This is a genomic window from Microbacterium sp. M1A1_1b, assembly GCF_053345565.1.
Genome location: NZ_JBKFAJ010000001.1, coordinates 75,645 through 93,606, shown reverse-complemented (window position 1 = coordinate 93,606; position 17,962 = coordinate 75,645). Strand labels below are relative to the sequence as shown.

At 72.1% G+C, this 17,962-nt stretch carries 14 protein-coding genes; 1 reads left to right on the top strand and 13 read right to left on the bottom strand.

Going from position 1 to position 17,962, the window contains the following annotated elements:
• Positions 1-148: 148 nt before the first annotated feature.
• From ACLBWP_RS00410 to ACLBWP_RS00375, 8 genes are all read right to left on the bottom strand, one after another.
• Positions 149-1,900: a proline--tRNA ligase gene (locus ACLBWP_RS00410; protein ID WP_447653611.1), complete on the bottom strand. Its 1,752-nt coding sequence runs from the start codon at positions 1,898-1,900 to the stop codon at positions 149-151.
• Between the two features lie 110 nt (positions 1,901-2,010).
• Positions 2,011-3,141 (bottom strand): flavodoxin-dependent (E)-4-hydroxy-3-methylbut-2-enyl-diphosphate synthase, encoded by a 1,131-nt coding sequence (gene ispG, locus ACLBWP_RS00405; protein ID WP_243562129.1) that lies wholly within the window; start codon positions 3,139-3,141, stop codon positions 2,011-2,013.
• Between the two features lie 73 nt (positions 3,142-3,214).
• Positions 3,215-3,811 carry a cysteine hydrolase family protein gene (locus ACLBWP_RS00400; RefSeq protein WP_447653610.1) on the bottom strand — a complete coding sequence of 199 codons (597 nt, stop codon included), beginning with the start codon at positions 3,809-3,811 and terminating at the stop codon, positions 3,215-3,217.
• A complete protein-coding gene (locus ACLBWP_RS00395; protein WP_447653609.1) occupies positions 3,808-5,253 on the bottom strand; it encodes a purine-cytosine permease family protein in 1,446 nt (481 codons plus the stop codon). The genes ACLBWP_RS00400 and ACLBWP_RS00395 overlap by 4 nt, the downstream gene beginning before the upstream one ends.
• 15 nt (positions 5,254-5,268) lie before the next feature.
• Positions 5,269-6,597: a M50 family metallopeptidase gene (locus ACLBWP_RS00390; protein ID WP_447653608.1), complete on the bottom strand. Its 1,329-nt coding sequence runs from the start codon at positions 6,595-6,597 to the stop codon at positions 5,269-5,271.
• An 87-nt stretch (positions 6,598-6,684) separates the two neighbouring features.
• Positions 6,685-7,773: a 1-deoxy-D-xylulose-5-phosphate reductoisomerase gene (gene dxr, locus ACLBWP_RS00385; RefSeq protein WP_447653607.1), complete on the bottom strand. Its 1,089-nt coding sequence runs from the start codon at positions 7,771-7,773 to the stop codon at positions 6,685-6,687.
• 2 nt (positions 7,774-7,775) lie between these two features.
• On the bottom strand, positions 7,776-8,744 hold the full coding sequence (locus ACLBWP_RS00380) for an FKBP-type peptidyl-prolyl cis-trans isomerase (protein ID WP_447653606.1): 969 nt from the start codon (positions 8,742-8,744) through the stop codon (positions 7,776-7,778).
• A 6-nt stretch (positions 8,745-8,750) separates the two neighbouring features.
• Entirely contained in the window at positions 8,751-9,272 is a 522-nt protein-coding gene (locus tag ACLBWP_RS00375; protein WP_243561987.1) for an OsmC family protein, read from the bottom strand.
• Between the two features lie 76 nt (positions 9,273-9,348).
• Between ACLBWP_RS00375 and ACLBWP_RS00370 the strand changes: the two genes are divergently transcribed.
• On the top strand, positions 9,349-10,341 hold the full coding sequence (locus ACLBWP_RS00370; protein WP_447653605.1) for an asparaginase: 993 nt from the start codon (positions 9,349-9,351) through the stop codon (positions 10,339-10,341).
• Positions 10,342-10,427: 86 nt separating this feature from the next.
• On the opposite strand, the gene ACLBWP_RS00365 is transcribed toward ACLBWP_RS00370, so the two are convergent.
• The 5 genes from ACLBWP_RS00365 to ACLBWP_RS00345 form a co-directional block, all read right to left on the bottom strand.
• The gene (locus ACLBWP_RS00365; protein ID WP_447653604.1) at positions 10,428-11,219 is read right to left on the bottom strand and encodes a hypothetical protein; all 792 of its coding nucleotides are present in this window, start codon (positions 11,217-11,219) and stop codon (positions 10,428-10,430) included.
• A 92-nt stretch (positions 11,220-11,311) separates the two neighbouring features.
• The gene (locus tag ACLBWP_RS00360; protein ID WP_447653603.1) at positions 11,312-13,033 is read right to left on the bottom strand and encodes a hypothetical protein; all 1,722 of its coding nucleotides are present in this window, start codon (positions 13,031-13,033) and stop codon (positions 11,312-11,314) included.
• Between the two features lie 68 nt (positions 13,034-13,101).
• Positions 13,102-15,579: a transglutaminaseTgpA domain-containing protein gene (locus tag ACLBWP_RS00355; protein ID WP_447653602.1), complete on the bottom strand. Its 2,478-nt coding sequence runs from the start codon at positions 15,577-15,579 to the stop codon at positions 13,102-13,104.
• Positions 15,576-16,988 (bottom strand): DUF58 domain-containing protein, encoded by a 1,413-nt coding sequence (locus ACLBWP_RS00350; RefSeq protein WP_447653601.1) that lies wholly within the window; start codon positions 16,986-16,988, stop codon positions 15,576-15,578. Before ACLBWP_RS00350 ends, ACLBWP_RS00355 begins: the two co-directional genes overlap by 4 nt.
• Positions 16,985-17,956: an AAA family ATPase gene (locus tag ACLBWP_RS00345; RefSeq protein ID WP_243561981.1), complete on the bottom strand. Its 972-nt coding sequence runs from the start codon at positions 17,954-17,956 to the stop codon at positions 16,985-16,987. The genes ACLBWP_RS00350 and ACLBWP_RS00345 overlap by 4 nt, the downstream gene beginning before the upstream one ends.
• Between the last annotated feature and the right edge of the window lie 6 nt (positions 17,957-17,962).

The following is a 17,962-nucleotide window of genomic DNA, read 5'->3' as shown; positions in this document are numbered from 1 at the left end:
ATGAGTCGCTCCGGCGCACTGGAACCGCGCAGAAGTCGGCGTCCAGAGTACCGCACTGCGGCGCTCCGCCCTGCGCGGACGGGAGGCACGGTGCCAGCTGGCACCGGGCCTCCCGTCCGACGGGTGGTCGCGTCGACGACGCGAGCCGCTAGATCGCGCGGACCGCCGGCAGCAGCTCGGCGACCGGTACCTCGGTGCGCTCGCCGCTCGCGCGGTTCCACAGCTCGACGATGCCGTCGGCAGCGCCACGACCCGCGACGACGACGATCGGCATGCCCAGCAGCTCGGCGTCGCGGAGCTTCACGCCCGGCGAGACCTTCGGACGGTCGTCGTACAGCACCTGGTACTGGTCGGCCTCGAGCTGCTCGATGATGCTGGCCGCCAGGTCGTACGCCGTGGCGTCCTTGCCCGTCGCGACCACGTGCACGTCGAACGGGGCGACGTGCTTGGGCCAGGCCAGGCCCTTGTCGTCGTTGTGCGCCTCGGCCAGGATCGCCAGGATGCGGGTGACCCCGATGCCGTACGAGCCCATCGTGACGGTGGCGAGCTTGCCGTTCTCGTCCTGCACCTTGAGCCCGAGCGCCTCGGCGTACTTGCGGCCGAGCTGGAAGACGTGCCCGATCTCCATGCCGCGGGCGGTCTCGAGCGGACCGGAGCCGTCGGGTGCCGGGTCGCCGGCGCGGACGTCGGAGACCTCGGCGACGCCGTCGGCGGTGAAGTCGCGGCCCATCACCAGGCCGGCCACGTGCACGCCGCGCTCGTTCGCACCCGTCAGCCAGCTCGTGCCCTCGACCACGCGGGGGTCGACGAGGTAGCGCAGCCCGGTCGCGCTGTCGGCACCGAGCACCTGCGGACCGATGTAGCCCTTCACCAGGCCCTTGTGCTTGCGGAAGTCGTCGTCGCCGGCGGCTTCGACCTCGGCCGGGGCGAAGGCCACCTCGGCGCGCTTGAGGTCGACGTCGCGGTCGCCGGGCAGACCGACCACGACGACCTCGCGCGTGCCGTCCAGGTGGGTGAGCGCGAGCACGACGTTCTTGAGCGTGTCCGCGGCGGTCCACGGTGCGCCCTCGCGGGGGGTCACCTGGTTGGCGTGCGCGACGAGCGTGTCGATCGTGGGGGTGTCGGCGGGCGGCAGCAGCACGGCGTCGGGCTGTCCGTCGATGGGCAGGGCGTCGGGCACCGGCGTCACGTAGGCCTCGACGTTGGCGGCGTACCCGCCGGCGCTGCGGACGAAGGTGTCCTCGCCGACGGCGATCGGGTGCAGGAACTCCTCGGACTTCGAGCCGCCCATCGCGCCGGCGTCGGCCTTGACGATGACGTGTTCGAGGCCGAGCCGGTCGAAGATGCGGACGTAGGCGTCGCGCATCGTCCGGTAGCTGGCGTCGAGCCCCTCGTCGGTGACGTCGAACGAGTAGGCGTCCTTCATCGTGAACTCGCGGCCGCGCAGCAGACCGGCACGCGGGCGGGCTTCGTCGCGGTACTTGTCCTGGATCTGGAACAGCGTGACGGGCAGGTCCTTGTACGACGAGTACAGGTCCTTGACCAGCAGCGCGAACATCTCTTCGTGCGTGGGGGCCAGCAGGTAGTCGGCGCCCTTGCGGTCCTGCAGGCGGAACATGCCGTCGCCGTACTCGGTCCAGCGGTTCGTCGCCTCGTACGGCTCGCGCGGCAGGAGCGCGGGCAGCAGGACCTCTTGTGCCCCGGCCGCCTGCATCTCGTCGCGGATGATCCCCTCGATGCGGGCGCGGACGCGCAGACCGAGCGGCAGCCAGGCGAAGATGCCCGGGGCCTGGCGGCGGACGTACCCGGCGCGGACGAGCAGCTTCGCGCTCGTCACCTCGGCGTCGGAGGGGTCGTCGCGGAGCGTGCGGAGGAACAGATGTGAGAGCCGTGTGACCACGGACGCAAGCCTAGCGGCGGTGGTGGCGGGGCCGCGACGGACCGGAGGCCCGTGGCGGACTCGCCACGGGCCTCCGGTCCGTTCAGTGGTGCCGGCCGGACCGGCGGCCGCTACGAGGTGACGACGAGCGGCTTGCCGGTGCCGGCCGCCGGGCCCATCTCGTCGGCGAGACGGTTGGCCTCGTCGATCAGGGTCTGCACGATCTCGGCTTCGGGGACGGTCTTGATGACCTGCCCCTTGACGAAGATCTGGCCCTTGCCGTTGCCGGACGCGACACCCAGGTCGGCTTCGCGCGCTTCACCGGGGCCGTTGACGACGCAGCCCATGACGGCGACGCGGAGCGGGACGGTCATGCCCTCGAGCCCCGAGGTGACGTCGTTGGCGAGCTGGTAGACGTCGACCTGCGCGCGGCCGCAGCTGGGGCAGGAGACGATCTCGAGCTTGCGCTCGCGCAGGTTGAGCGACTGCAGGATCTGCAGGCCGACCTTGACCTCTTGCGCGGGCGGCGCCGAGAGCGACACACGGATGGTGTCGCCGATGCCCTCGCCCAGCAGGATGCCGAACGCCGTGGCGCTCTTGATCGTGCCCTGGAACTCGGGGCCGGCCTCGGTCACGCCCAGGTGCAGCGGCCAGTCGCCGCGCTCGGCGAGCTGGCGGTAGGCCTTGACCATGATCACCGGGTCGTTGTGCTTGACCGAGATCTTGAAGTCGTGGAAGTCGTGCTCTTCGAACAGCGAGGCTTCCCACACGGCGGACTCGACGAGCGCTTCGGGCGTGGCCTTGCCGTACTTCTGCAGCAGGCTCGGCTCGAGCGACCCGGCGTTGACGCCGATGCGCAGGCTGACGCCCGCCGCCTTGGCCGCCGCGGCGATGGCGCCGACCTGGTCGTCGAACTTGCGGATGTTGCCCGGGTTCACGCGCACCGCGGCACAGCCGGCGTCGATCGCCTGGAAGACGTACTTGGGCTGGAAGTGGATGTCGGCGATCACCGGGATCTGCGACTTCTTCGCGATGATCGGCAGTGCGTCGGCGTCGTCCTGCGTCGGGACGGCCACGCGGACGATGTCGCACCCCGAGGCGGTCAGCTCGGCGATCTGCTGCAGCGTCGCGTTGATGTTGGTCGTCTGGGTGGTGGTCATCGACTGCACGGAGACGGGGGCGTCGCCGCCGACCAGCACCTTGCCGACCCGGATCTGCCGGGACTTGCGGCGCGGGGCGAGGGTTTCCGGGGCCTTGGGCATACCGAGATTCACAGCGGGCACGTGGTCGACTCTACGCGCTCGGTCCGACAGCGCGACGCACCGGTCGGCGGGCTCACAGCGTGTCGACGACGGTGACCAGCGGCGCGTACAGGCGCATCGCGTCGAGCGCACGGGCGTGGTCGGCGTCGCTGGCCCCGGCGCAGGCGTCCGCGACGACGGTCACGCGCACGCCGGCATCGGCCGCGGCCAGGGCCGTCGACAGCACGCAGCAGTCGGTGGAGACGCCGGCGAGCACCAGGTGCGGGTGCTCCCCCACCACGGCCTGGAGGCTGCTCCCCCACTTGCCGAAGGACGTCGCGGTGACGACGGGGCCGTCCAGTGCCGCCAGCGGCTCGGTCAGGTCGTACACCGGGTCGTCGGCGGGCACCAGGGCGAACGGCCACTCGCGGTAGTAGTCGACCCAGGCGCCGGTCGGGTGCTCGGGGGCGACGAAGCGGGTCCGGACGACGCGGTCGGGGAACCGGGACAGCAGGCGCTCGATCGCGGCGGCAGCCCGGTCGTACCCGGGCGTCGACCAGGGGCTGTCGCCGGTGAACACGTGCTGCATGTCGATGACGACGAGCCAGGCGCCGGTGGTGTCGAGGGGCGCGTCGGTGGCGTCGAGCGGCGCGCCGGTGGTGGTGGGCGGCATCCCGTGGTCCGCGCTCACGCGCTGTGCTCCTGGCGTCGGATCGAGCCCCGCGTGGCGAGGGTGCCGAGGAACCCGACCACCAGTGCGACCAGCACGCCGAGGTTGGCGTACGCCCACGCGCCGGTCCGCCCGCCCAGGCCGAACGGCTCGAGCAGGTAGCCCTGCCAGTTGAGCCACGAGGGCACCCCGTACGTGTTCGTGACGAGTCCCCAGCCCAAGGCGGTCCCGAGCAGGACCAGGCCGATCGCACTCCAGCGGACGTCGCCGTACCGCCCGCGTCGGTCGAACAGCTCGTCCTCGGCGTACGCCGTCCGGCGCAGCAGGACGTCGGCGACGAAGACACCGCACCACGCGGCGACCGGCACGCCGAGGGTGACCAGGAACGCCTGGAACGGCGAGATGAAGTCCGATGCGAAGAACACGACGTAGATCGCGCCGGCGATCATGAACACACCGTCCACCCCGGCGGCGACGGGCCGCGGGATCCGGACGCCCACGCTCAGCAGCGCCAGGCCCGACGAGTAGATGTCGAGGACCGCGCCGCCGACCAGCCCCAGGATCGCCACGATCGCGAACGGGACGAGGAACCAGACCGGCAGCAGGGTGGTCAGCGCACCGATCGGGTCGGCGCCGATCGCGGTGTTCAGCTGCTTCGAGGACCCGGCGAGCAGGACCCCGATGACGACGAGGATCGCCGGTGCCAGGGCGCCGCCGAACGTCGTCCAGCCGACCACGCCGCGCGTCGAGGCCGTGCGCGGCAGGTACCGCGAGTAGTCCGCGGCGGCGTTGACCCAGCCGAGGCCGAACCCCGTCATCACCAGGACGAGGGCCCCGATGACCTGCTGGGCGCTGCCAGCCGGCAGCGCTGCGAGGGCGCCGAGGTCGATGGACGGAGCAGCCAGGACGATGTAGACGACGGTCAGCACGGCGGTGACGACCGTGATCCAGGTCTGCAACCGCATGATCACGTCGAACCCGGCGATGCCCGCGCCGATGACCAGCGCGGCGACGACCACCAGGGCCACGAGCTTCGTCACCACACCGTCGTCCCAGCCGAGCTCGCGGAACACCGTCGACGTGGCGAGCACGGCCAACGAGGCCAGCGCGGTCTCCCATCCGACGGTGAGGACCCAGCTGAGGAACGAGGGCAGCCGGTTGCCGCGGACCCCGAACGCGGCGCGGCTGAGGACCATGGTCGGTGCCGATCCGCGCTTGCCGGCGATGGCGACGATCCCGCACAGCAGGAACGAGAACACCACACCGACGACCGTCACGATCGTCGCCTGCGCCAGGGAGATGCCGAAGCCGAGCACGAACGAGCCGTAGCTCAGGCCGAGCACCGAGATGTTGGCGGCGAACCACGGCCAGAACAGTCCGCTCGGGCGGCCCTTGCGTTCGGACTCGGCGATGACGTCGGTGCCCTGCAGTTCCACGGTCCGGACGTCGGGCGCTGTGCTCATGCGCCGAGCGTAGTGCTACCCGAACAGGTTGACCGGCCGCACGATGTCGGCGTAGATGAGCAGGGCGCTCATGCCGGCGAGCAGCACGACGACGACCATCGTGAGCGGCATGGTCTTCGCCAGGTCGATGGGGCCCGGGTCGGCCTTGCCGACGAGCTTGAACGACCGGCGCTTCACCGACTCCCACAGGGCGCCCGCGATGTGGCCACCGTCGAGCGGCAGCAGCGGCACCATGTTCAGCACGAACAGGCCGATGTTCAACGAGGCCAGCAGCCCGAGGATCGTGTAGACCTTGTCGACCACCGGGACGCCGCTCATCGAGGACACCGTGCCGATCGCCCGGCCGACGCCGACCACCGACACGGGGCTGTCCGCCGAACGGGCCTGGGACCCGAAGGCCGCGTTCCACACGGCGACCAGGCGCTGCGGCAGGTCGATGATCAGGTGCGCGGACGCCCCGATCTGTGCACCGGTCGCCGGCAGCACCGCGGCGGGCGACTGCCGCACCAGGGTCTGGCCGATGGACACCCCGACCACGCCGACCTGCTGCGTCTTCGCGGTGCCGTCGGCCTGCTCGACGATCTTGCCCGAGGCGTCGTACACGTCGCGCGTCGCGAGCGCCGGCGTGACCTGCAGGGTCTTCCGCTCACCGTCACGCTCGACGACGACCGTGACCTGCTTGCCCGCGGACTTCTGGAAGACGTCCGAGACCTGCGTGATGGTCGGGTCCTGGGTACCGTCCACCGCGACGACGACGTCACCGGAACGGATGCCGGCTTCCTTCGCCGGTGAGACCGCGTCGCCCGACGAGCACCGGGTCGACTGGGTCGTCGGCAGGACACAGTCGACGCTCGACGTGAAGGTCGTGGTGGGGGCGCCGAAGCCGACCAGCAGCACGCCGAACAGGACGACGCCGATCACCAGGTTCATGGCCGGGCCGGCGACCATCACGATGATGCGCTTCCACGGCGTCAGCCGGTAGAACGCCCGCGAGTCGTCACCACCGGATTCGGCGATCTGCTCGGCGCTGGCCTGGCGGGCGTCCTGGACGAACGCGCTGTACATGCCCGTGTTCGTGATCGCGCGACCGGACGCCCGCGGCTTGAGCATGCCGACCATCGAGATGTAGCCACCGAGCAGGATCGGTCGGATGCCGTACTCGGTCTCACCCCGTCGGAACGACCAGATGGTCTTGCCGAAGCCGAGCGAGTACTGCGTCACCTTGACGCGGAACAGCTTCGCGAAGGCGAGGTGACCGAGCTCGTGGAGCCCGATCGAGACCAGCAGGCCGACGATGAAGACGACCACGCCGAGGACGAAGAGGAGCACGGATCCGACGGTCACCGCAGCAGCGTACGGGACGTTGCCGATGAACGAGCCGAGCGTGCGCTGCGGGGTCCGCCGGGCCTCCTGTCCGTTGCCGGACCAGCGTCAGCGGGCCAGTGCGCGGTCCGCCGCGTCGCGTGCCCACCGCTCGGCCGCCAGGACGCCCTGCAGCGAGGACTCCCCCGGCGTGTGCGACTCGACGACGCGCTCGACCGTGTCGACGATGTCGAGGAAGCCGATCGCTCCGGCGTGGAACGCGGCGACGGCCTGCTCGTTGGCGGCGTTGAAGACCGCCGGGAACGTGCCGCCGAGTTCGCCCACCCGCTTGGCCAGCGCGACCGCGCCGAACGCATCGGCGTCGAGTGGCTCGAACGTCCACGTGCTGGCGGTGGTCCAGTCCAGCGGGACGCCGACGTCCGGGACCCGGTCGGGCCAGGCCAGGCCGAGGGCGATCGGCAGCCGCATGTCCGGCGGCGACGCCTGGGCGATCGTCGAGCCGTCGGTGAACTCGACCATGGAGTGCACGATCGACTGGGCGTGCACGGTCACGTCGATCCGGTCGTAGGGAACGCCGAACAGCAGGTGCGCCTCGATGACCTCGAGGCCCTTGTTGACGAGCGTCGCCGAGTTGGTCGTCACGACGAGGCCCATGTCCCACGTGGGGTGTGCCAGGGCCTGCGCCGGGGTGACGTCACGGAGCTGGTCGCGGGAACGGCCTCGGAACGGGCCGCCGCTGGCGGTGAGGACCAGCCGGCGGACCTCGGCCTGGGTGCCGGAGCGGAGTGCCTGCGCGATCGCGGAGTGCTCGCTGTCGACGGGGACGATCTGGCCGGGCGATGCCGCGGCCTGCACGAGCGGACCGCCGACGATCAGGCTCTCCTTGTTCGCCAGTGCGAGGGTCGCGCCCGTCTCGAGCGTCGCGAGCGTCGGACCGAGCCCCACCGAACCGGTGATGCCGTTCAGGACGACGTCCGCCTCGACGTCGCGGACCAGCCGCTCGGCGTCCGCCGCACCGAGTGCCGTGGCGTGCACGCCGAAGGCCGCGGCCTGGTCGTGGAGCATCGCGGCGTTCGTCCCCGCGGCCAGCCCGACCACCTGGAAACGGTCGGGGTTGCGGCGGATGACGTCGAGCGCCTGCGTGCCGATCGACCCGGTGCTGCCGAGGAGGACGACGCGCCGGCGCTCGAGCGTCATGCTCAGCCCTTCGCGAGGATGTCGACCACGAAGACGAGGGTGGCGTCCTTCGGGATGTTCGAGCCCTCGGGCGGCGTCGAACCGTACCCGTCCTCGGGTGTGACGACGATCATCACCTGCGAGCCGATCTTCTGCCCGACCAGTCCGGTGACGAAGCCCTTGATGAGCGACCCCTCGGCGATGGTGAAGGTCGTCGGGGCGCCCTTCGACCACGAGGAGTCGAACTCCTTGCCGGTCTTGTAGACGACGCCCTTGTACTGCACGAGCGCCGTGTCACCCTCGGCGATGGTGGCGCCATCGCCCTGCTTGATGACCTCGGGCGTGGTCTTCGTCGGCGCGTCGACGTCGGGGATCGTGATCTCCGGCTCGCCGTCCGCCTTGTCCTTCACCGTGGGGAGCTTCGGGTCCTGGGTCTGCGGGGTGCCGGTGGACTTCGTCGGGGTCTGCGCGATGACGTCGGCCACGACGACGATGTTGCCGCCGGTGTTGAAGCCGAGCGCTGCCGAGGCACCGATCGCAGCGATGCGGTCCCCGACGTGCGCGCAGGACAGCAGGGCGCCGAAGCCACTGCCACCGACCGACAGCACCTGGGCGTTGCCCTGGTCGAAGCCGACCGTGCCGAGCTTCTTGACGTCGGACGCCTGGTAGACGCTGTAGGCGACCTGGACGTAGTCGCCCTCCTTCAGGTCGGCGCCGGTGCCCTTGGTCACGGTCGTGGCCTGCGGCGGTGACGCCTTCAGGCCCTTGTCGAAGGTGACCGTGGGCGCGGTCGTGCCGCCGAAGTCGCCGGAGACGTCGATCGCGGCGGACGCCTTGCCGGGCTTCGGGCAGCTGGTGATCGCTGCGGTCGAGGCGCTTGCCGAGGCGGACGGGGACGACGAGGCGCCACCCGAGCCGGACCCCGAACAGGCGGCGAGACCCAGGACGACGACGGGAACGAGGGCGATCGGGAGCAGGCGGAGACGCTTCACGGGGAGTCAGTCTGCCGCACGTGTCGAAGAGTCCGCTCCGAGTGCCGCGTCGGAGTCCGTCTCCCGCACTCGGACGAGCGCCTCGTGGTGGACCGGGAACGCCACGGAGCGAGCGATGAAGCACAGGCCGTTCGCGGTGGCGTGCGCGGCTTCGGCGTCGGCGACCCGGTCCGGCTCGGCGATCGTGACGACGGGGTGCAGCGTCGCGCCGGTGATCTCGCCGGAGCCGTCGCGGTTGAGGTTGAGCGCGGCCGTGGCACGGTCCTCGTACGCCAGCACGGTGAAGCCCTCGGTGACCGCGACGTGCAGGTAGCTGAGCATGTGGCACTGCGCCAGCGCTGCCGTCAGGAGTTCCTCGGGGTTCCAACGGTCGCGGTCGCCCCGGAAGGTCGGGTCGGCCGAGCCGAGCAGGTCGTGCTTGCCCGACGCGGACACCACGTGGTCGCGTCCGTACTCACGGTACCCGGTCGTGCCGGTGCCCCGGTCTCCGGTCCAGCGCACCGATACCTGGTAGGTGTGGTCGTGCATGTCGGCTCCTGTCGTGGCGGTGGTCGTGTCCGTCGTCCGTGCCTGAGCGGCTCGGGCCGCTCGGTACGATCACTGCATGACGGAGAACACCGATGTCCGCACCGACCGCCATCCTCTCACCGCCGAGGGGTCCGTCGAGCTGGCGGTGCTGGAGCGCTCGGGGTTCGACGAGAGCCGGCACATCGGCGCAGGGATCGTCGTGGACGCCTCGGGCGCGGTCATCGACTCGGTCGGGGACGTCAGCGCGAGCATCTACCCGCGCTCGACCATGAAACCGTTCCAGGCCCTGGCAATCCGTCGCAGCGGCGCGGTGTTCCAGGCCGAGGAGCTGGTCCTGACGACGGCGAGCCATGCGGGCACACCCTCGCACCAGGCAGTGGTCGAGCACATGCTGCACGCGTACGACCACGTCGAGGACGACCTGGGGTGCCCGCCGGACATGCCGTACGACCGCGCGACAGCGCGGGGGATGACCGGGCCACGGCGCCTGACCATGAACTGCTCGGGCAAGCACGCGGGCATGCTCGCCGCGTGCCGGGTGAACGGCTGGGACGAGTCGACGTACCTGGAGATCGACCACCCGATGCAGCAGGCCGTGCGTGCCACGGTCGAGGACCTGACCGGCGAGACCGTCGACGTGGTCGGCATCGACGGGTGCGGGGCGCCGGTGTTCCCCTTGACCTTCGGCGCCATGGCGCGCGGCATCGCCACCGTCGTGCAGCGTCGTGACGCTGACACCGCCGCGCTGACGGACGCCGTGCTCGCGCACCCGTGGGCGATCGACGGCGTCGGACGCGCGAACACCGTCACGATCGAGCGGCTCGGTCTGGTGGCCAAGCTCGGCGCCGAGGGCGTCATGATGATGGGGATGCCGGGCGGAGCGGCCGTCGTGGTGAAGGTGCTGGACGGGGCCCTGCGAGCTGGCACGCTCGCTGCGCTGACGCTGCTGGAGCGGAACGGCGTCGTCGCAGCCGAGGGGGTGGCGGACGTCATGGACGCCACGGGCGAGAAGGTGCTGGGTGGGGGCGTACCCGTCGGCGCCGTACGGATCGGGGCCGGGCTGCGCTAAGCGGCGCCACGGTTCGGCCGGCGGTGTGGGCCCGTTGGCGGTCGCCGGCGCTGTGGGCCCGTTGGGGGCCGCCGGCGCTGCAGGCGTCACGTGCCGTCCGGTCGTTCGAGGGCGGGCAGCGCGGGCGCGATGCGCTGTCCTCGTGCTGACCGGGGGTCTGGCCGTGCCGAACACCCGTACCGCGTGACGTCGAGCGTGGGGCCGGCCTGCCGCGGGACGGAGCCCAGATCAGGCACCAGGACCACGGAACCGATCCGCACCCCCCGGTCGTCGAGCAGCACCGCCACAGCCGTGCCCGGGCCGAGTCCGGTCGCCGCACGACGGACGGGGCCCGGCAGGACTCGGCCGTCGTCCGGCGAGGGCAGGTCGTCCGCCAGGGCCGTCCGGACGTCGTCTGCGGCCGAGGCGCACCGCGCCAGGGCGATCACCACCGCGGAGAAGACCGCCACGGCCAGGGCCCCGTGTCCGATCACCACGATGCCCGCCGTGCTGTCGAGGGTGACCGGCGTGCCGTCGTGCTCGAGCCCGACCGGGACCGACCACGGCGTGCTGGACACGCTGGCCCTGGCACGGTCCGATGGGTCCCAGGGCTCGCTGGGCGTGTCCGGATCGTCGACGGGGTCGACCCACGGCACCGGGTCGACGGGGTCGACCCACGGCACCGGGTCGACGGTGTCGACCACCGGTGGCGACCGGTCCTGGTCGTCGGTCCGCACGACCAGGGCGACGAGCCCGAGGACGACGGCGCAGGCGATCACCCCGCCGTGCGCAGCGCCCGTGGTGCGGGTCACGCCGGTCGTGGTCGCGACGATGCTCGGCGCGAATGCGAGCAGGACCGCGACCACGACGAGGGCCACGCGGAGGATCAGGGTCGACACGGGACGATCTCAGCGCAGCGTCACATCCCGGGGCAGGACACCGGCGTCCACGGTGGATGACCGCGGACGCCGGACGGCCTGTGGAGGAAGACCTACTGCACGAGGAAGAACTGCTCGCCGATGTCCACCCGCGCGCCGCGTTCGACGCGGTAGCGGCGTCCGGGTTCGCACCGACGGATCGAGCCGTCGATGTGGCGGATGACCGAGCCGTTCCCGGAGAACCGGTCGGACACCCACAGGTCGTTCCCGTCCCGACCGATCTCCAGGTGGGTCTTGGACACCGACTTGCCGGGGTCGTGGATCGTCAGCAGGTCGTCGAACCGTTCGCCGGGCTCGGCGCGCGGCAGTCGGCCGAGCAGCCCGGTGCCGTGCACACCGATCCGCTCGCCGGTGCTGAAGTGCAGCATGAAGGGGGCCCGGGCCGGGGTCTTCGTGACGATCCGGGTCTGGTCGACGTCCTCGTCCACGTCCGCGACTTCGTCCACGTCTGCGTCTTCGCCTTGGTCATCGTCTTCGTCGAGCTGTGCAGCCTCGTCCGCGTCGGAACTCGACGGGTACGCGTCAGCGGAGCGCGTCGGGAGGGCCGGACCGGGCATGCCCGGCACTGGCGGCAGCGGCGCCGCCGTCGGAGCCGAGGCCGCGGGCTCGTCGTCGAGCGGGTCGGCGGGCGAGGGCGCGGGTGACGTCGGCATCGGAGGCACGCGCAGCTCGTCGACGTCAGGACGGCTGGTCCCACCGGACTCGGGCACCTCGTCGTCGGGCTGGACCGTTTCGTGAGAGTTCGGCTCGTCGAGCACCGCATCGTCGGCGGTCGATGTGGCCGTCGCTGCCCAGTCCGGCCGCGCGATCGGCAGCGGGACGACCGGTCCGGTGAACGCCGCGGTCACCGCTGGCCGGACCGCGCCGCACTCGTTGCAGAAGATGTCGTCGGGCTCGAGGTGGTGGCCGCAGACGTGACACGTCGTGGGGTGGGTCGCGGGCTGGACCAGGGGCGTGGGGCGCGGCGCACGGCGCTCGACGAGTGGTTCGACCACCGCGGTGTCGCCGGCGCGCGGTGTTTCCGCGACGGGGTCGGCATCGACCGGGACGTCATCGACGGGTGCGCTGGCGTCCTGCGGACCCGCGTCCGGTGCCGGCGGAGCTCCGTTCCCGGGCGACGCCGGGATCGACGGTCCTGCGGGCGGTGCCGATGCACCCTCGACCGGACCAGCACCGTCGCCGTCACCGGCGTGCGCATCGGTCGTCGTCGGGGCGTCATCGCCGGGACGGCCGATCCACCACGACGGAGCGCTCGGCGCCGGCGTCGGGTCCTGCGGTGCGGCCCAGAACGGCGCCGACGGCTCGGCGGCGACGGCCGGCGGGGCGACGACGTCGGGTGCCGGGGCCCCGGTCCGTGGTGCCAGACGGGTGACCTCGGGGTCGTCCTCGGGCTGCGGGGGCTCCGCGGGGAACGCGTCGGGATCGAGGGTCGGCTCGTGCCCTTGCTGCGCACCCGACCGGTCCGTCCTGGGTGGTTCGCCGGCGCCGGTCCACTCACCGAGCCCGCTGCCGGCACCGTGCACGTGCGTGGGGGCCGACCGGGGCGCGAACGTGTCCGGGGTCTGCACCGGCACGGGTGCGACGGGCTCGGAGCGGCGGCGGTCCTCACCGGTGAGCCAGGCGCGCGTCGCCGGGTCGAGCGTGGACTCCGGCAACCAGGCTTCGGCCGCGGGGTCCTGACGTCGTCCGTGCTGGTCGGGCTGCTGGAGTGGCGGCGGGGTCGCACGGTCGGCCTGCTCGGGAGCGACGGCCCGTCGGCTGGCAGCGGTGTTCACGGCTCGACCGCACTCACCACAGAAGATCGCTCCGTCGGGCAGCACCGATCCGCAGTGTTCGCATCTGATCACTGGTTGCCTCTGTCCTCATCCGACCCGCTGCGTCGCTCGGCGGGCCTTGCAACATCGTAGCCACCGTCCGCTCCGAGTCCGGCTGGCACCCGCGCGGCTCGGCGGTCGAGCGCCCGGTGCAGGCGCGCGACGTGGACCGGACTCCGCAGGGACCGCGTCGACACCGCCGTCCGCCAGCGCTCGCGCCGCGTGCGTCCGGCACCGAGGTGCGCGATCGCGGACTCGGTCGCGTCCCACATCCGGTCAGCGGCGTGGTCGTCGGCGTCGCTCGGCCCGAAGACCGCGCGGTCCGCCAGCGCCGCCAGGCCGCTCCCCCGGTCGCCGGGGGCTCCCACGGCGACCTCGCGCCGGGTGGCGGTGACCGGGACGTCCTGTCCGCGGTCCAGCAGGGCGTCGCGGTACTCGTCCCACGCGCCGATGATCCGTCCCCTGGCGGTCGTGGCCCGGCGACGTCGGCGACGACGGACCGCCTTGATCGCCACGATCACGCCGAACGGCAGGAGCACGAGCGCGACGAACCCCAGTGTGCCGAGGATCCACGGCAGCGCTGCGAGCAGGACCTGCAGCCAGAGCGGGGGTTGGTCCGGAGTGTTCCGGTCGCTCTGCGGTGGTGCCTGGGTGTCCTGGTCCTGCTGTTCGGCGGGGGGCGGCGGCACGACCGTCTCGGGCCGTGTGACCGGCTTCGGGGTCTGCTGCTGCTCGTCGGGGATCGTCCGCACCGTCGGGTTGGGGTTGATCGTCACCCAGCCCCACTGCGCCGTGTCGACCTCGATCCGGGCAGTGACGTCCGATCCGCGGAACGTGGTGGTCCCCGACCCGCCGGCGGTGGTGCTGCCGGTCCCCGAGTCGCCGCCGGCCGCGAAGCCCATCACGACCCGCGTCGGGAACCCGATCTCCTCGGACATCAGCGCGGCGGCCACGGCGTACTGCTCCTGGTCGCCGAGCATCAGCGGCGACGTCAGCAGCTCCTGGATGCGGTCGGCCCCGTGGCCGGACCGGCTGACCCGGTCGTCCCCGACCCCGTGGCTGACGTACCCGTTCCGTTTGAGGGCCTGGATGACGGCCACGAGCTTCGCACCGTCCGACTGCACGTCGCCGGCGGTCGACTCGACGGTGTCACGGACGGCGTCCGGCACGTTCGTCGCCGTCGGGACCGTGGCGTCCCCCGGCCGTGCTGCAGCGAGCTGTTCGTCGGTCGGCTGGTCCGGGACGACCGCGCGCAGGTCGTACCGTGTGCCGTCCTGCACACCTCCGACCACGGCGCCCGTGGCGGTCGAGGCGTTGTAGAAGAAGGCGCCACGGGTGCGATCGGCAGCGCTCCCCCGGAAGTCGACCTGCTCGAGGTCGCCCACGGTGGGCAGCCACACCCCGCGGTACCCGTCGATGCGCACGCCGACGTCGATCGACCGTCCCGTGACGTTGCGCACGTCCACCGAGGTGGGGACGCGCTCGAACGTGCCCGAGGGCGAGGAGCCGTCCGTCCCGCCGACACGGTAGGTCACGCCGTCGTACGTGTCCAGGGTCGCGATCCGCACGAACCCGTTGCGCGGCAGGCCCGTCACCTGCAGCTGCGCCGCGTCGGCCTCGGTCGACTCCTCGTAGGCGCGGAAGCCGCTGAGCGGGCTGACGTAGTCACGAGGGTCGAACGGCTTCACGACGTCGGTCCGTGCGACCGTGCGGGCCGTCGTGGGCGGGGCGACGAGTCCCAGGCCCGTGGCGACGACTGCGGCCGCCAGGATGGTCCCGGTGCCCACGAGCGCCGGCCGCAGGACCGAGCGGCGCACGGCCACGGGCGCACCGATGGTGCGCGCGACCGCGGCCGCCCGCCGGACGTGCCGGACGGTCAGCGCCCACACGAGTGCGACCCCGGTCAGGGCCACCGCGACGGCGATGGACGTCTCGAGCCGCGTCGATCCGACCACCACACCGGCCGCGAACAGGACCAGAGCCGGGATGCTCGCGAGTTCCTGCCGGGAGGCCCTGGTCGCGCAGCTGACACCGGTGACCGTGGCCACCAGGAGCGTCAGGAAGAACGGCACCAGCAACGCCTCGTAGGTGCCGACCGGCAGACTGATGGTGACCAGGCGCTTCCAGCCCAGGGCCACGCCGGAGAACAGGTCCAGCAGCCCCTGCCCGGTGGGCAGCAGGCCGGCGGCCTCGCTCGGCACGGCGGCGGGCACACCGGTCACCACGAAGGCCGCGATCGTGGCCACGGCGACCGCGGCGGTCGGGAGCCGGTACACGGCGCCGACGAGGGCGATGGCGGTGCCCGCGACGACGGCCGTGACCGCGGCGACGATCATCCCCTGGTCGCGGTAGACCGGCCACCACGCGACACTGGCGATCGCGAGCAGGACCCAGACGACGACGGTGCCACCGACGAGTCGGACAGGAGGGACCCGGCGAGCGTCACGGCGCGCCTGCCGGCGGGTGTCCCGCCGCGGGCGCGGGGGTGCGACGGGCGGGGCGCTCACGCGGCCGCCGATCGGTGCAGCGCGATCCTCAGGTCGTCGAGGTACCCGATCGTCATCACCGTCAGGCCGGGTACCCGCACGAAGCGCGGGACGGACTCGGGTTCGCAGATGACCGCGACGACCTCGACCCCGATCGGGAACCGTGTCGCGGCCAGGCGGAGCGCGGGCAGCTCGACCGTCGACCCGACGACCAGGAACGCGACGGAGATGCCGGCGGTGTCGGTGCCCACGATCCGGGCGACCTCGGCCACGGGCAGGCAGGCGTCCGCCAGGGCGACGGACGCGAAGTCGTCGAGCAGGCGGGTCGGGGTGACGGTCGGCAGCCGGTGCACCGCGTAGACCGGGCGCTTGGCGAACTCCGGGGTCCGCTCGGACACGACGACCGTGACCTCGCGGCCGTCGCGGATCGCCCGCGCGCCGAGCGACGCCGCCGCACTGACGGCGAGCTCGAACTCGTCGTCGTCGGCGAACTCCGTGCGGGCCAACCCCAGCGCCACCACCAGGTGCGAGCGACGGGTGTCCTCGAACTGGCGCACCATGAGTGCCCCGGTCTTCGCCGTCGACTTCCAGTGCACGTTCCGCGGGTCGTCTCCGGGCATGTACTCACGGATCGCGTGGAACGAGATGTCTGCTGGCGACAGGTCCGTCGTCGCCTGGCCTTCGAGGTCGCGCACCAGGCCGGTGCTCGTCGAGGGGATCGCGACCGTCCGCGGGTGCACGATCACCTGTTCGCGGGCGGTCCAGACGAGTTCCCGGCGGACCAGGCCGACCGGGTCGGCGCGGATGCCCGTCACCGGGCCCACGTCCAGCACTCCGCGCCGGAGCGTGGGGACGGGCACCGCACGTTCGAACGTGCCCCGCGGCGCGATCGTCGGGATCGCCACGTCGACCAGGCCGGAGCCGATCGGGACCTCGACCGTGATCGGCACCGACGGCAGGCGCGTGGGGTTCTCGGCGGTCACCGTGACGCCGGCCTCGTCACCGACCGCGACACGTCGGGCAGGAGGGCTCATCCGGATCAGCAGACGCGAGTGCCCGACCAGGGCGATCGCGGCGACGACGACGAGCAGGACGCCCGCGAACCCGACGACCACGACCTCGCGCAGGCCGAAGCGGTACCCGAGCACCAACGCGACCAGCGTGAGCGCGGTCACCGTCCAGCCCAGGCCGGTGACCACGGACGAGACCTCGTCCCAGGAACGGGCCACGGTCCTCCAGGCAGTCCGCCACAGGCGCACGATGCCGACGACCGCGTCGGCCGCGACGCCGTCCCGGTCCCCCACCAGACGGCTCCGCACGTTCGTCAGGCCGGCGACCGTCCCGGTGCGCTCGTACGCGGTGCTCGACCGACGCGACCGCGTCGACGAGGGACGGCGCGAACGCGTGGAGACCGGTCGCCGGTCGGTCACGGCGCGACCCGGTCGGCTGGCGGCGGGGTCTCGACCAGGAGCTGCGACACCACGCTCGAGGTGGAGACCCCGTCGAACTCGGCTTCGGCGTCGAGCACCATGCGGTGCGCCAGGACCGGCTCGGCCAGGGCCTTGACGTCGTCCGGTGTCACGTAGTGGCGGCCGCTCAGCGCTGCGAAGACCCGGCTGGCGCGCATGAGCCCCATCGCGCCGCGCACGCTGACGCCCAGGCGGACCTCGTTGGCCGACCGCGTCGCGTCGACGAGCCGGGCCACGTAGTCGGCGATCGTCGGGTCGACGTGCACCGTCCGGGCCAGGGCGGCCATCTCGGTGATCGTGGCCGCGGGGACGACGCTCGCCAGGGGCACGGACGACGACGGAGCTGACGAGGTCTCGAGGATCTTCACCGTCGCGGCGTGGTCCGGGTAGCCGATCGAGGTCTTCATGAGGAAGCGGTCCAGCTGTGCCTCGGGCAGGCGGTAGGTGCCGGCCTGCTCGATCGGGTTCTGCGTCGCGATGACCATGAACGGCGCCGCCAGACGGTGGTTGACGCCGTCGACGGTGATCGCGGACTCCTCCATCGCCTCGAGCAGGGCCGACTGCGTCTTCGGGCTCGCGCGGTTGATCTCGTCCGCCAGCACGATGTTCGCGAACACCGGACCGCGGTGGAACTCGAACTCCTGGTTGCGCTGGTCGTAGACACTGATGCCGGTGATGTCGCCGGGCAGCAGGTCTGGCGTGAACTGGATGCGGTTGGTCGAGCCCTGCACGCTCTGGGCGAGCGCCCGCGCCATGCTCGTCTTGCCCGTACCGGGGACGTCCTCGAGCAGCAGGTGCCCCTCGCTCAGCATCGACGTGACCGCCAGACGGATCACGAAGGTCTTCCCGAGGAGCACCTGCTCGACGTTGGTCACGATGCGGCCGGCGACGTCGGCGAACCAGGTGGCCTGCTCGGGGGACATGCTCATGCGGGG